Source organism: Streptomyces sp. NPDC002181, assembly GCF_042890485.1.
Lineage (GTDB): Bacteria > Actinomycetota > Actinomycetes > Streptomycetales > Streptomycetaceae > Streptomyces.
The window spans coordinates 1-13,831 of record NZ_JBIASC010000025.1 but is presented as its reverse complement, the minus strand read 5'-3'; the positions used below and the strand labels follow the sequence as shown (position 1 = coordinate 13,831).

General features: G+C 68.0%; 13 protein-coding genes. 5 read left to right on the top strand and 8 right to left on the bottom strand.

From position 1 onward, the window contains the following. Positions 1-653: 653 nt before the first annotated feature. Positions 654-1,085: a hypothetical protein gene (locus ACFYXV_RS33905; RefSeq protein ID WP_389385038.1), complete on the bottom strand. Its 432-nt coding sequence runs from the start codon at positions 1,083-1,085 to the stop codon at positions 654-656. Continuing rightward, on the bottom strand, positions 1,082-1,267 hold the full coding sequence (locus tag ACFYXV_RS33900) for a hypothetical protein (protein WP_389385037.1): 186 nt from the start codon (positions 1,265-1,267) through the stop codon (positions 1,082-1,084). The genes ACFYXV_RS33905 and ACFYXV_RS33900 overlap by 4 nt, the downstream gene beginning before the upstream one ends. A gap of 534 nt (positions 1,268-1,801) precedes the next feature. Here ACFYXV_RS33900 and ACFYXV_RS33895 point away from each other — a divergent pair. From ACFYXV_RS33895 to ACFYXV_RS33880, 4 genes are all read left to right on the top strand, one after another. Then, complete coding sequence (locus tag ACFYXV_RS33895; RefSeq protein ID WP_389385036.1) at positions 1,802-2,134, top strand: hypothetical protein; 333 nt, start codon at positions 1,802-1,804, stop codon at positions 2,132-2,134. Positions 2,135-2,705: 571 nt separating this feature from the next. After that, positions 2,706-4,325 (top strand): Mu transposase C-terminal domain-containing protein, encoded by a 1,620-nt coding sequence (locus ACFYXV_RS33890; RefSeq protein WP_389385035.1) that lies wholly within the window; start codon positions 2,706-2,708, stop codon positions 4,323-4,325. Further along, entirely contained in the window at positions 4,322-5,071 is a 750-nt protein-coding gene (locus ACFYXV_RS33885; protein WP_389385034.1) for an AAA family ATPase, read from the top strand. Before ACFYXV_RS33890 ends, ACFYXV_RS33885 begins: the two co-directional genes overlap by 4 nt. Continuing rightward, positions 5,068-6,165 carry a hypothetical protein gene (locus tag ACFYXV_RS33880; RefSeq protein ID WP_389385033.1) on the top strand — a complete coding sequence of 366 codons (1,098 nt, stop codon included), beginning with the start codon at positions 5,068-5,070 and terminating at the stop codon, positions 6,163-6,165. Before ACFYXV_RS33885 ends, ACFYXV_RS33880 begins: the two co-directional genes overlap by 4 nt. Before the next feature lie 27 nt (positions 6,166-6,192). On the opposite strand, the gene tpg is transcribed toward ACFYXV_RS33880, so the two are convergent. The 6 genes from tpg to ACFYXV_RS33850 form a co-directional block, all read right to left on the bottom strand. Beyond that, complete coding sequence (gene tpg, locus ACFYXV_RS33875) at positions 6,193-6,750, bottom strand: telomere-protecting terminal protein Tpg (protein WP_389385032.1); 558 nt, start codon at positions 6,748-6,750, stop codon at positions 6,193-6,195. Positions 6,751-7,146: 396 nt separating this feature from the next. Beyond that, on the bottom strand, positions 7,147-7,785 hold the full coding sequence (locus ACFYXV_RS33870) for a hypothetical protein (RefSeq protein WP_389385031.1): 639 nt from the start codon (positions 7,783-7,785) through the stop codon (positions 7,147-7,149). 2 nt (positions 7,786-7,787) lie between these two features. Continuing rightward, the gene (locus ACFYXV_RS33865; RefSeq protein ID WP_389385030.1) at positions 7,788-8,687 is read right to left on the bottom strand and encodes a hypothetical protein; all 900 of its coding nucleotides are present in this window, start codon (positions 8,685-8,687) and stop codon (positions 7,788-7,790) included. A 167-nt stretch (positions 8,688-8,854) separates the two neighbouring features. After that, positions 8,855-11,515, bottom strand: a complete 2,661-nt coding sequence (locus ACFYXV_RS33860; protein ID WP_389385029.1) for a Helicase associated domain protein — start codon at positions 11,513-11,515, stop codon at positions 8,855-8,857. Beyond that, positions 11,512-12,075 (bottom strand): hypothetical protein, encoded by a 564-nt coding sequence (locus ACFYXV_RS33855; RefSeq protein WP_389385028.1) that lies wholly within the window; start codon positions 12,073-12,075, stop codon positions 11,512-11,514. Before ACFYXV_RS33855 ends, ACFYXV_RS33860 begins: the two co-directional genes overlap by 4 nt. Positions 12,076-12,144: 69 nt before the next feature. Beyond that, positions 12,145-12,792, bottom strand: coding sequence for a hypothetical protein (locus ACFYXV_RS33850; RefSeq protein ID WP_389385027.1), 648 nt, complete (start codon positions 12,790-12,792; stop codon positions 12,145-12,147). Between the two features lie 128 nt (positions 12,793-12,920). On the opposite strand from ACFYXV_RS33850, the gene ACFYXV_RS33845 reads away from it, so the two are divergent. Then, complete coding sequence (locus ACFYXV_RS33845; RefSeq protein ID WP_389385026.1) at positions 12,921-13,397, top strand: hypothetical protein; 477 nt, start codon at positions 12,921-12,923, stop codon at positions 13,395-13,397. Positions 13,398-13,831: the final 434 nt, after the last annotated feature.

Sequence of the window (13,831 nt, the reverse complement as noted above, 5' to 3'; positions counted from 1 at the left end):
CCCGAGGTGAAATCTTCATATGGATCGAAAGTTGACGTAATGACTACCAGGAACCTGGGATTCTTTAAGGAATTCCCTCATGGCGATAATCAAGGTCCTTCCTTGTTGGAGTGTGTAGAGAAAGGGGATCTCCGGATCCGGGACTCAATTGCTGAATATTTGGAGGGAGGGGCTCTGCTGGCAGCGACCGCTCAGAGGGTGTCCGATGTGCTAAGTGAAGAAAGGCTGGATGCGGGTCTACTTGCCATTGTGACGGATGGTGAATGGATGTGGCCTGCCGACCTTGCATACTATGTACGTCGATATAACATCTCACTTCCAGAAGACTTTATTGCCCATGCTCGATCTCTGGATTGGGTGGCTCCAAATCTGACCTCGGAGGACCTCCTATCGATCGAGGCGGAGATGTTCCCCGGGTGATGCCGACGTCTATCTCTACGAGCCGCTGTGAGCTTCTTCGGTTGCTGTTTCGATGAGTCATGCGACGTCTTGATGGCGAGAGAGCTGTCGGTGACGCCTCGGCCGGGTAGACCGCGGCGGACGAAGGAGCAGGCGCGGCAGATGCGGAAGGCCCCGCCCGATCTGATGATCGGGCGGGGCCTCGCTCGTTCTTCCCTAGTGTCCGGAGGTGCAGTAGCCGTTCAGGTCGGCGATCACGTCGGTGGATCCGGAGTTGTTGTAGAACGTGACCCGGCCGTCCGCGACGGGGACGACGACGAGGTTGGCGACGGTCTGCCCGGGGTGTAGTTGAGGTTCGACACGTCCGGCCGTGCGATCCCGTGCGGGTGGACGATCAGGTGGCTGGCCTCGGTCGGGTTTGTAACCGTGACGTTGAGGACGACGGCGGTGACTCTTTGTGCGGGGACTCCCGCGGTGCCGGTCACCTGGAGGTGGACGACATCGCCCGGACCCACGGCGCCAGCTCGGGCGCCGGTGCCGTCGCGGGTGTCCAGGAGGCGGACCGGACCGGCCGCGGAGAAGGCGGAGCCGGTGGCCGCGTAGTAGCCGGTGACGTCGGCGATGAGGTCGACGGAGCCGGAGTTGTTGCGCAGGTCGACCTTGCCGTTGACCACGGGGACCGTCACCAGATTGGGACGATCTGCCCGGGCGTGAAGTTCAGGTTCGACACCTTGGGCGTGGCCTGCTCGTTCGGGTAGACCATCACGTGTGCGGCCTCTATGGGGTGGACGGCGGTCACGTTCATGACCACGGCCGTGACCCCCGTCGCCGGAATGCCCTTGACCCCGGCGACCTGGAGTGTGACCACCCCGCCCGGCCCGACGCGCTGCTGCTTCGCACCTGTGAATGGGTACGGCGGTGGCGCCAGATGGGCGTCAGCCGGGACGGAGCGAGTGTCCCTGTTCGCACTGCCCAGCTGTAGTGATCATGGATGTCACGAGGTGAGCAAGCTGCTGCCGTCGGGTGCCAATCCCGATGATGGCCGGCTGCCGTGGACGTGCCTGTTCACCCTGAGCCTGGTTGTGAATGGGTGGGGCGGTGGCAGTGGTTGGGCGTCAGCCGGTGTGCGGGGGCTTGCCGTGTTGTGGGGCTTGTGTAGCTCGGGGTTTTCGTGACTTCGGTCGTCTCGCGCTGGTGATCTTGGCTGTCATGGGGCGCCCAAGCGGCTGCCATGAGGTGGTTAGCACGGTCGTGTGCGGCTGTCACGGGTTTGCCTATTCCTGTGTTCGTGGCTTTGGTCGTGGGGTGTGCTGGCGGGTATGGGTGAGGACCGCCGGTTGGCGCGGGGTGTGGTGGTGCGTCGGTTGTTGGCGGTGGATCAGGGGCCTGGTCGGTGTCGTCTGTGTATGTGCAGGTGATGGCCGAGGCGGCGGGTGTGACGGTCCGGACGGTGTGGCGGTGGCTGTCCGAGGCGCGTGAGGGGCGGCTGGAGCCGGTGCCACGGCAGGACGGGTTCGCTTTGGATGGCGAGCAGTGGCAGGTTCTGACGGAGGTGGGCGGGAATGTCGCGGCGTTGCACCGGCGGCTGATGGCTGACGGAGCGCCTTCGGTGGATGTGCCGTCTCTGGGAACGCTGCATCGTGTGGTGCGCCGTGATCTCCAGGCGGGGCGGGGCGGGGCGGGTGCTGGAGGTGGCGAGGCCTTCCCGGAATCGGGTCGAAGCCGGCCGCTATGACCGGGTGCTGGCCGAGTTGAAGCTGGAGCGGGCGGCTGAGGGTTTGCCGGTGGTCGACGCGGCTCCGGCGGCCCCGCCGGGCCCCGGGACAGGCGAGGACGGCGAGGAGAGCACCGGTCCGTCGCGGGGCGGGGTGCGGTTGTTCGTGCCGGGTGCGCGTGTGGTGTCGACGGCCGAGGTGGCTGCGGTCGTGGAGGTGGTGGGACATACGGTCGCTGCGCGGGGGATCGGGTGTGTGTTCGGGGAGCCAGGGGTGGCTGCGATGCGCCGGTTTGGTGTCAGTGGGTGTTGGCAGTGACGGGTGGTCAGCCGGAAATGTTCGTGCTGGTCGGGTGACCGAGGGCTTGGTCGGCACTGACGTGTGAGTGGTGTCTGGGTGGTTTTCACTGTCATAGGCCGGTACACCACCTCGGTCTCCACTGCCATGGAAACGGTGCTTCTTATCCATGCCCGGGTCTCGGCCGTGAGGCTTGGTTCTGGTAGCGGTCAGGGTCCGGCGGATGGGTGCGTGATGGCGGGGGAGCGGGGCGGTCTTCCTGAGGCGGCGCGGGTGGGGGTGCGTGCTGCGGCGGTGAGCCGGCTGCTGGAGCTCCGGGGTAACGGGCGCTTGTCCACGGAGCATGTACGGCTGGCTGCAGGGGCGTTGGGCGTATCGGAACGGACCGTGTGGCGGTGGCTCGCTGCGCCCGTTCCCGGGCCCGGGATGGTCCCGGGTGTCCGGCTGGCGCGAGCGGACCGGTTCGTCGTGACGGACGAGGTACGTGCGTTGCTGGGCCTGTGGCGCGGGAACGTCTCCGGGGTACAGCGGGTCCTGGCCGAGCGTGCTGCCCGGCGGTCGCCTCCGGGGGCTGTGCCGTCGTTGACGACGTTGCGTCGTGCGATCCGGCGGGATCTGAGTGCGGGGGAGCGGGCGGGGCTTGCTGGTGGGGAGCGTGCGGCCCGGAAGCATGATGTGTTCTTGGCCCGGCCGCGCGGGTGGCGGAATGAGGTGTGGGAGGCCGATCACGTTCAGGCCCCGGTCCTGGTCGAGGTAGAGGGCACCGTCCGTCGTCCGTGGGTGACGTGGTTCGTGGACTGCGCGACGAACACGATCATGGGGGTCGCGGTCACGGCGGGGTCCCCGTCGCGGGAGTCGGTGCTGGCGGCGCTGCGCGCGGCGGTGCTCCGCGAGGAGCCGTTCGGGCCGCAGGGCGGCCTCCCGGAGAAGGTTCGGGTGGACCGGGGCAAGGACTTCTTGTCGAAGACAGTCGCGGCGGCGTTCGGTGCGCTGGTGGTCGAGGTAGAGGACCTGCCTGCCTACACCCCGCACTTGAAGGGCACGGTCGAGGGCTTGAACCGGGCGGTGGAGTCGATGTTCCTTGCCGCACTGCCGGGCTATGTGCGCCAGCCGCGCCCGGGCCGCCGCCCTGGGCAGCTGAAGGCCGAGGGCCTGCTCGGGTTCGAGGACTTCACCGTCCGGCTGCTGGGCTGGGTGGAGTGGTGGAACGCCGTCCACCAGCCCGCACCGCTGGCCGGGAAGACTCCGCTGCAGGCGTGGGCGGCGGATCCCACTCCGCTGCGGGAGGTCAGCCCGGAGGAGTTGTGGACATTCACCCTGGAAGACGACGGACGGATCCGGGTGATCTCCACGCGCGGGGTCCGGTTCCGCAGACGGGACTACGTGGGACCGTGGATGACGGGCCAGACGGGTACGGGGGTCCGGGTGCGGTTCATGCCGCACCACGATCACCGCATCGAGGTCTTCGACGCCGGCACCGGCAGGTACCTGGGGCCCGCGGAGGTGGCCGACGAGGCGAGTGCCGAGCAGATCGCCGCAGTACGCACCGCACGGGCCGCCCGCGCTCGAAAGCTGAAGAGGGACCTTTCGGCAGCGCAGCGTGAGCGCTACGCCGCTGTGACGGGTCCGGGGAAGCCGGAACGGCTGGGTGCGGTGTCCGCGGCGGAGGCCGGCGCGGAGCTGGCTTCGACTGACCGGGCCGTTCTGTCGAGGCTGGCGCTGCCGGACCTGATCCCGCCGGCTGCGGCCCCGCCTACCTGGCGCACCCCGCCATCGCTCGCCGTCCGCACCCGCCTCCCCCTCCCCACGGGCACACCTGACGCTGATGTGCTGTCCGTCCCCGGTACGGCGAGTGCTCCAGACGCCGCTACCACTGCTGATTCCGAGACCACCGGTGAGGGAGAACCGCGGTGACCGCTCCCACCTACCAGTACGTCGACCTGCCGGATGCCTCCATCGTGACCACCCGGGCGTTGCTGACCGCGCGGGAGAACATCGCGGACATGGTCGCGGCGCGGGCGATGATGTGCATCCACGGCAACGCCGGCTTCGGCAAGACCCTGGCGGTCAACACCTGCCTGCACGAGCTGGAGGACACCCACGGCGAAGAGGTCTGCCGGGTCACCTTCCGGGCCCGCCCCACCGCCCGCGCGGTCCGCTACGAGCTCTTCGAGACGCTCCGCCTGCCCGGTGAGCCGCCCCGCCACCCCAGCGAGTTCGACCGCCTGCTGAAGACTGCCCTGGCCGAGCGGCCCCGCACGTTCCTTGTCGACGAGGCGCAGTGGCTCAACGGGGAGGCGTTCGAGTACTTCCGCTACCTGTGGGACGAGCCCGCCACCCAGATCGCGATCGTCTTCGTCGGCGGCGCCGGCGCCCACACCGTGCTGCGCCGCGAGCCGATGCTGTCCTCCCGGATCTTCATCTGGCAGCAGTTCACCCGCCTCACCCCCGTAGAGGTCCTCGACGTCGTCCCCCTGTTCCACCCAGTCTGGGAGGACGCCGGCCCCGCTGACATCACCTTCGCCGACGAACAGGCCGCCCACGGCAACTTCCGCGCCTGGGCCCAGCTCACCGCCCACATGCGTACCGCCCTGGAACGCACAGGCCGCCCGCGCCCGGACCGGGACCTGCTGCGCTGGGCCTTCAGCCGCCTCGCATGACCACGCCCGTCCAGGCCCGCCTGGCGGTCGTCCTCGACTGCGGGGACGACGCCGCGTTCACCCACGAGGCCCTGGCCGCCCACGCCCCGCAGGCAGGCCGCATCACCCTACATCCCGCGCCGGGCACGACCAGCGACACCGCCCTGGCCGGTGATCTGCTCTACGCGCTGGGCAAGCCCGCCCACCTCCAGGGCCGTTTCCCGCACGGCCGCCCGCCTTTGTGGGAGGCAGCCTCGGCGTGGACGACGGCCCTGGCCGTGACCCGCCTGACCGTCTTGCGCGCCCACCTGCTCGACGACCGCCGCCTCCAGCGCCTCTTGGCCTTGAGGCGGCAGACCGGCATCCATCTCACTCTCGTCGTCCACCGACCACGTCTGACCGCAGCCCTTACCCGCGCTCTCGGCCCTGTCCCTCACACCCGCACCGTCACCCTGGCCGCAGCCCGCGCCCTCTACTTCGACGGACATCCCGCCGCGGCCACTGCTGCGACGCCGGCCGCGGCATCCGCTGCCTCCAAGCCGGGCCGATGGCTCACCCTGCCATCCCTGGACCGGCTCGTCTGCTATGACAGCCCGGGCCCATGTACGGGCCCTTGCCTGCCTGGCCTGATCGACTGGAGACAACGGCCCGCCCCAGCCCCTCTCACGACCGCCCAAGCCGCCCAAGCCGTCCGCCGGATCCACACCGCGACGGCTCATCCCCGACTGGCCGCGGCCCTGGCCTCCACCCTGTTCACCGGCGCCTCTTTCCAGCAGCTGGCCACCGCCCGCAGCGATGACTTCCATGAGGCCCCCGCGCTCCTCGCCCTCCACGACCAGACCCGCTTCACCGACGGCTGCGCCACCCACCCAGTCCCCGCCTGGGCCACCGCCTTCCTGCACGCGGCCACCCGCTACGCCCACCTCACCGGCACCACACCGCTGCTGGCCGAGCCGTCAGAACGCCCCGCCCTGCTGCGCCTGGCCGAATTTGCCAGGATCCGTCCGCCCCAGCCGCCTGGCGTCCAGAGCGCCGGCAGGCCCGGCACGGTGGTTTGGGACTGGCACGAGGTACGGGAAGCGCGCGGGTACCGGCCGATGCCGGGCACCCGGTGACCCCGGCCACAGGCCGCTCCCTGGGGCCTACTGGAGGGCGAACTCGATGAAGTCGATGTCCTGGAGGGTGACGTGGAGACCGTGAGCGCGTCTGCCGGCGTCGCGGAAGTAGAGGTGTCCCAAGGCTCGGCAGATGATCAGCTCGTGCTGCTCCTCGCTGACACCGGCGTCCAGGGCGGCGAAGATCTGCTGCGTCACCGTGGGGTCCAGGCGCCCCGTGATGCGCCGCATTCGTGGGTCGTCGGAACTGCTGGGACCGGCCCCGAACCCGAACCGGGCGCGGGTGTGGACGACAATGCCGCCTTCCTCGGCCGCGGCCTGCCTGCGGGCACGAATCAGCGGCTGCCAGCGGGCCCGTACGAGTTCCGCGATCTTCTGCTCGTGGCGGGGGCTCGGACGCCCCTGGCTACCTGGCTTGCGGGTCACCCACCGTTGGACGGTCCTCTGGGACACACCCAGAACGACCGCGACCCGCTGGGTAGAGCCCCGCTCCCACCGCAGCAGAGCCTTCAGCTGATCCGCCGTAGTCGCAGGCACCGGCCGGGTGTACAGGAGCCGTTCCAGCCCCTCACCTATGGCACGCACCGTCCTGCCAGCCCCCTCAACACCGAATCCCAAGCCCCAGTAGGTCTACCCTTGCCACCCCCCCCCGGTGACGGCGGGCGGTATCCGGCATACAGCTGACGCCGACATACCCGGTGCGGTAGAGGCCTCCCGGCTCCCGCTGGCGGAGCGTTCAGTGGTGTTGCGCTCGTAGACGGCCCCGGCCTTGCTCGCGCCGAATCAGGCGTGGGCCCAGACGAAGGGTGTCATCCATCTCAGGCGGCGCATTCACTCGAAGTCGCTCCTGTGCCGGTGAGCTTGGCGCCGGCTCCTGTCTGAGCTGAACCTCGTGGTCCAGGACGGCCCGCAGTCGCCCGATATCGCGACGAAGCCCTGGGACGGTGCGCCCCAGCGCCTCGTTCGGATCGGCTGGAATGGTCAACCAGTGATGTGCTCGGGGTCGACTGATTGCGCCTCAGCGAAGGTGCCGTAGTCGGTGGAGCGGTCGATGAGGGTGAAGTCCATGTCGCCAGCGGTGAAACGGCTGGTGTAATAGTGGCCGGTGGCGGCCTGTGGGGTCAGGCCGGTAACGGAGAGGCGACAGGCGCCCTCGTGGCGAGGGCTACGCTGCTGGTGCTCCACGCGGGGAGTGTTGTCGTACAGGAAACCGATCTCGGCGGTGGCCGAGTTCTCGCGGGCTACGACAGTGGCGTTGATCGACCGCGAGGTGCTTTCCTTCGTGCGGAGCGTAGCGTGCAAGCTCCAGAAGGTCTGTTCGATGGCCATGTACGTCGTGATCGGGCCCCGGTTTCCTCCTTCGGGGATGTGGCTTTCCGGGCTCGGCGACAGCATCACGCGCCAGGTGCCAGTCACCCAGGGCCGCCCGGTGAACCGGTGGATGCCCGGCCAGTGCCAGGCCCATTTGTCGAAGACGATCACGCCGTATCCGACTGCGGCCGGGATGTAGGCGAACAGGTAGCGGAACTGCGACGGGTAGAGGCCCAGGAGGATCAGTACAGCGGTGTAGAGGGTGGCCGCGATGGTGGCGCCGATACGGATGGTGCTGGCCTGGTTCATCCTCAGGCCGTGTAGTTGAGGTAGTGCCAGCCGTGCCGGATCAGGTTCAGGGCGTCCTGCTCATCCCACTTCTGGCCTTCTCCGAAGACCATCTTCACTCCGTTCGGCTCCATCATCAGCTTCCACTCCATGCTGGCGGAGTCCAGCTGTCGATATACCTCCAGCAGGCTCCCGCGGACGGCATCGTCGAGGTTGCCGTCCCGGAGGATATGGTCGGGCACGTTGTAGATGAGGCACTCGGAGAAGTAGGACGGCAGGGCGTCGATGACCCCCTCTGCGGTGAGGTCGTTCTCCACGTTCTTCAGCACCCGCACGGCGAACTTGAAGCGCTGGTTGGTCGCGTTGTTCTTCGCACGGCCATTGGCGAGCTGGAGCTCGGGCCAGTTGACGATCTTCTTGCCGTCCCGGCCGAACACGACGCTTCCCTCGTGCTTGCCCCCGACCACCGTGCCGTCGAAGAGGACGTACTTGAAGCAGGGCACCACGTCGGTGCTGGGCCGGCTGCCGACGACCTCCGGCACGTAGAAGGCGACGTTGTGGTCTGCGTCCACGTCGCCGAACGCCGCGGTCAGCGCCGCGTGGACTTCTTGGCGGAGTATGTCCTTCGTCCAGGGGCCCACGTACTCCGCATGCGGCGGAAGCGGCTGACCGTCGTAGTAGAAGCACTCGTTCAACTGCACCTTGATGTCAACGTCACTGTCGCCACGGACGTTGGTTTTGTTCGGGTACGAACCCTTCGCGGAGACCTCGACAGCGACATCCCGGAAAGGCTCATGGGCACTGATAGCGGCCCGCACCATGCGCTCCGCACGATCGAGGCGATCCTGCTCAGCCGGCCCCGGCGGGCTCTTCCACTTGTTGATCAAGGTCAGCCGCTGGTCTGTGGTCAACTGCCGTGCCATGTAGTCCTCCGCCGCGCTGGTGCGTACGTCGACAACAGCCTAGGAGCAGGGTCCGACAACGGAGCTTCACATCGGCGGCGATGTGCACGAGGCCCCGGGCCGATGACCCTAGGGCCTCCCGGTGCTGCACCCAACCGTCCAGCGTCAACGGCAGCCGTCGTTCGCGGTCAGGCCCAGTCGACGCCTAGCTGCGCGAGGGCGGCGTGCTGGTCGGCGGTGAGCTTGTTGCGCCGGGTTTTGGTGTTGGAGATCCACACGCCCAGCTTCACCACTACCGGCTCTGCTTCACCTTCGACTGCGATCTCCTCGCCGTGCGCGCGGGGTACGGGCCGGTCCGCGCCCTCCCGCTCCACCCACTGCGTGAGGGCCGTCAGGCCCCGCTGGAATGCCTGTTGCGCCTTGCTTGGCCCCTTTGCCCCGCGGCTGGCCGTGGGGGCGGGAGGCGGTGCCTGGTCGGGCTCGACGCCGAGCTTGGTCAGCCGTGCCTGCTGCTCGGGCAGCAGGCACGCCCAGTTGGCTGGCTGTTTCTGCTGTTGGAGCCAGCGTCCGATGTCGTCGCCGTCGAAGACGACGCCCGGCGCGATGTGGGGTAGGACGCCGTCGGCGTCGACCAGGTCGGCCAGGATCCGGTAGTGGCGCTGCCAGTCGAGTGGCCAGGGGCAGTTCCAGTCCTTGTCGATCGCGGCGAGCTGCGCGGCGCGGGTCGTGGCGGTGTCCTCGTTCTTCCCGAGACCGTTCTTGGTGCCTTTCCGGCGGAGGTTGGCCATGTGCTGCCCGACGGGCATCATCTCGTCGTCCTCGCCCCACATGGCGTCCTGCCGGGGTGCGAGGTGCCCTGTGGCCCGCCGGTATGACCGCAGGGCGGCGAGCTTGGCCTCCCACGCCTCCTCGCCGGGCTCCCAGACCATCCCGGCCTCGGGTGCGTCCAGGAGGACCTTGCGCCGGTCCTCCAGCTCCCCGGCGCGCAGGGCCTTGCGTTGCTGGTGCACCCACCGTCCGAGGGGGAACGTCTTGGTGACGCCGACCTCGACCTCCACGTCGTACGGGACGGCGTGGACGCCGGTGATCTCGTTCTCCGCTCGCCACCGGATCAGGGCCTGGTAGCCCTCCAGCCAGACCAGGGATTCGGGTCGGTAGACGCGGGTGCGTAGGAACGCGGCGATGGTGGCGGCGTCGCGGGGGCTGGAGAAGTGGAGCAGCGCCGACTCGGCCGCGGAGTCGGTGCCGTCCTCCTGGTCCTCGTTCTCGCCGCCGGTGCCGACGATCTGCCCGTTCTCGTCGCGGCGCAGGTGGGTCTTGCGTTTGCCGCTGGTGAGGGCGCGGGAGGCGAGTTGCTCGACGAGGCGGTCGTCATGACTGCGGAGGCCCTGGAGGACCGCTACAAGGGGTCGGAAGCTGGCGCTGGCGACCATGTCGGTCGGGTCCTCGTTCGGCTTCAGGAAGACGGGCACGATGATGCGGGCGATCTTCGTGGAGCCGTCCTTGTTGAGCCGGAGTGCACGGCCGATGTTCTGGACGATTTCGACCTGGGAGCCGCGGGTGTCGGCGAAGCAGATGGCCTCCACCCCGCGCTCGCCGGTGATGTCGACGCCTTCGCCGAGGACGCGTACGGACGCGAGGAACGCCCGGTGTACGCGCCGGTTGTTCGCGTCGATGCCGTTGGCGAACTGCCGCAGGACCTCCCGGCGCTCGGTGACGAGGTGGTCCCCGCACAACCACGCCGACCACACCCGGTCCGGCGGAACGTGGCGGCCGGCCTCCAGCTCGTAGAACTCGGCCTCGATTGAGGACTTCGGCAGCTTCTCCGCGGCTGCGAGATCGGTGTCGGAGGCGTCGGTGGCGTACAGCTCGGCGGCCGTCTCGGGCAGCTTCTCCGCGAAAGCAGCCGCCTCCTCCACCTTCTGGTGGAAGGTCATGACCGTACGCAGGTTGTACGCCGTGGCGTGCTCCAGGAGGGCGGCCTGCAGGAGCGCCAGGCGCCGGCCCCGCTGCGCCTCCTCGGACTCTCCGCGGACAGGGGAGGGGTCGTGGATCTCCAGGACATCGATCTCGAACCCGGCGAGGATCCCCCGCTCGATCGCTTCCGAGAGCCCCAGCTCGGCCAGCCAGGCGCCGTACGTTCCGTCCGGGTCGTCGGTCATGCTCGCGATCTCGGTCTCCTGGCCCCCAGCACCCTTCTGAGGTCGGGCCGCCGCGAGGATGCGCGGGGTGGCGGTCAGGTAGAGCCGGAAGTCTGCGGGGATCCGGGTGTTGTCGTGGATGGCGGCCCAGGGGCGTCCGAGTTCGCCGGTGGTTCCGTGGGCTTCGTCGATGATGGCGAGGTCGAAGCCCGCCATCTGCTGGCCGTAGAGCCTCTCCCCGCCCGTCAGAGCGGCCTCCAGCGGCCCGCGGACCTTGCGCTGCCCCGCAGGCGCGTTGATGTCCTCGCGGTCCACCAGCGAGGCGTAGGTGGCGAGTACGACGACCGGCCCAGTTCCGGCCCAGAGGGCGAGCTGGATCGGGTTGGTGGTGGTGTGCACATTCAGCTCGTTGAGGACCGGGTCGTTTTCCAGCGAGCACACCGCGATCATCGGTCCCCGGTGGCCTACCAGCCGCCACGCCTGGGCGGTCTGCGCGAGCAGGTCCAGGGTGGGGACGGTGACGAGGATCCTGCCGTCTGGGAAGCACTCCAGGGCGCTCGCGGCGGCTGTGATCGTCTTGCCTGAGCCGGTCGCTGACACGATGGTGCCCCGGGCACCCTGTGGGGGCACGGTCTTTTTTGAGGGAAATCCTACCCATTGGCGGAAACTCGATTTTTGGTCGACTTGGTGTTCTCGGAGCTGAATCAAAACAATTCCCCAGGTTCTGGCAGGACTTGTTTGATGGCTGTGATTCTGTATGCACCTTGCCGGTAGATGCCGCCCGGCCGTCCGTGGAAGGTCCAGGCCCGTGTGGCCGCGTCGCTGAGTGAGCCGGCCATCAGGTGGAGAACGAGCGTGGGTCCGTGCGGGGCGTGTGTGGCTGCCGAATGGGCTGTGATCCGGTAGACGCGATGCATGAGCAGTTCAGGCGCGGCGGTGCCCGAACGCTCGGCGTGCGTTTTCTCGTCCGCGAGTCGCTGCTGGCGCTGCTCTTCGTAGCGCACGGCGCGCACGTCTTCAGCGGGTGCGTACACGGTCACGTGTTGTTCGGTCATCGTGTGAGCGATGCGCCGCCACTGGTTGCGCTGATATTCGGAGATCCACTGCTCGCTCAGGTGGTGCGGTTCGGCCGGAGCGGTGGAGGCGCGGTCCCCACGTTCCTGCGCGAGGTGCAGTTGCTCCGTGACCTGTGACAGGTTGAGGCCGTCCGCTTTCCGGATCACACCGAGCCGGGCGAGCTCATGCGGAAGATAGTGATAAATCACCACGTGCACCTTCTGTTGACGGAGGACTGCCTCGACTCATCGCTACGTTCTCGCCGGCATGCCTCAGGGGCATCAGCCGAGTCCTTTCAGCGCCCATTCGTTGAGTCCCGAGTAGATGGTGGCGGTACGGCACTGGGGCGCGTGCATGAGTTCGGCTTCGCCGCGGTAGATGGCGATCAGGGAGTCGGTGCCGCGCCACCAGGTGTCTGCCAGGCCGGCGACTTCCGGTACGGGCTCGAATCCGTTGAGGTTGAGGTCGTCCACTTCGTCGCCGGTCAGTGTTGTGGTGATGCGTGCGCACCTGCGGGCGTGGTCGGCCAGGGCCAGGGCTTCCACCCATCCTTCGATGCTGGCATGCAGCGGCACCCAGTCTCCGGCGTGGAGGCTGAACTCACCGCCCGGGCCGATCGTGAAGCCGTAGGGAATAGCACAGCGCTGCAGCCCGGCTTCGAAATGCCAGTCCGGGCCAGGTCCTTCAAGCACGTCGCCGCTCAGTGTCCGCGGGCCGCCGTCGTAGTGAGGAGAGGGAGGAAGGGCGAGTCCGCCCCAGACCTTCTCGTAGGCGACTACGCGGTCGATCTGAGCTTCAGGGATTCCGTGATCTGCCCACCTGACCCGGTGCTGCTCCAGGTCCGCTCGACCGGTCCAGTGTCCGTGGAGTCTGATGAAATATTCGGCGCCACGAGTTAGACCGTCAGGGATTCCTTTGTTGGTCGACATCTATGAAGCCTCACTCGATACACCTAGAGGGTCTAGCGTTATTTCTCCAATGGTACATGCTGCATCATGCTAGGGTCAGGGTTCGAGTACACGACTGACGATCAGCGCCGGGAGTGAAGAGGAATCGGATGATCGAGAACCCTTGGACGCCCGCGCATCAGGCGGTGGAGTCCAGTGACCATGCCGAGCTGATCCGCCTTCTCGACGAAGGAGCAGACGTCAACGAGGTGTGCTGGGGGATGACCCTGCTGGAGCATGCCATCAACCTGGAAGGGGACTCGGCACTCCAGTCAGGGAACCCCATCGACAGCCGGCTCACGGCGATCCTTCTGGCCTACGGAGCCGATCCGAGACCGCAACCTCCGGGGGCGGAGGGCGCGATGCACCTGGCCGACCACTACGGTCACGACATTGCCCGCCGCCTGATAAACCTGATCTACGACTACGACCAGGATGCTCACTTCGACACCACTCAACTCCGAGAGGGCTTGGCTCATCGAATGCCCCCGGCCCAGCTCGATGAGTTCATCGCCGCCGTCGAGGCGACAGGCGACCAGGCGGTCGACCTCGACACGGCCATCGCACTCCTTTACGGCACCCGCTAGCCCCGTCCTCGCTTCTGCTAGCCGGGCCCGCTTACGGGCCTTTCGGACTGGAGGCGAAGCCGGAAGTCCGGGGGTGGGAGCGAAGCGGACACCCCAACAGGCCGTAGGGCCTGGGTCCTGTATGGCTTGGATCCCGTGAAACGGGGCCACCTCCCGCGCGCAGCGCGGGAGGTGCAAGGCCGCGGAGCGGCCCAGCACGGGGTAGAGCGAAGCGAAACCCCGTGTAAGTCCGAAGCGAAGCGCAGGACTCCGGCCCGAAGGGCCGGCCCTGGCTCGGCGAAGCCGAGCCAGGGCCGAGCGCAGCGAGGCGGTTCGCTCCTACGCGCGCAGCGCGTAGGAGACCCGTAGCGAAGCGGAGGGTGAGCCCCCGAAGGGGGCTCCGGGGAGCGCGAAGCGCTCCCCGGTCTCTCCTAGGCGCGCAGCGCCTAGGGACC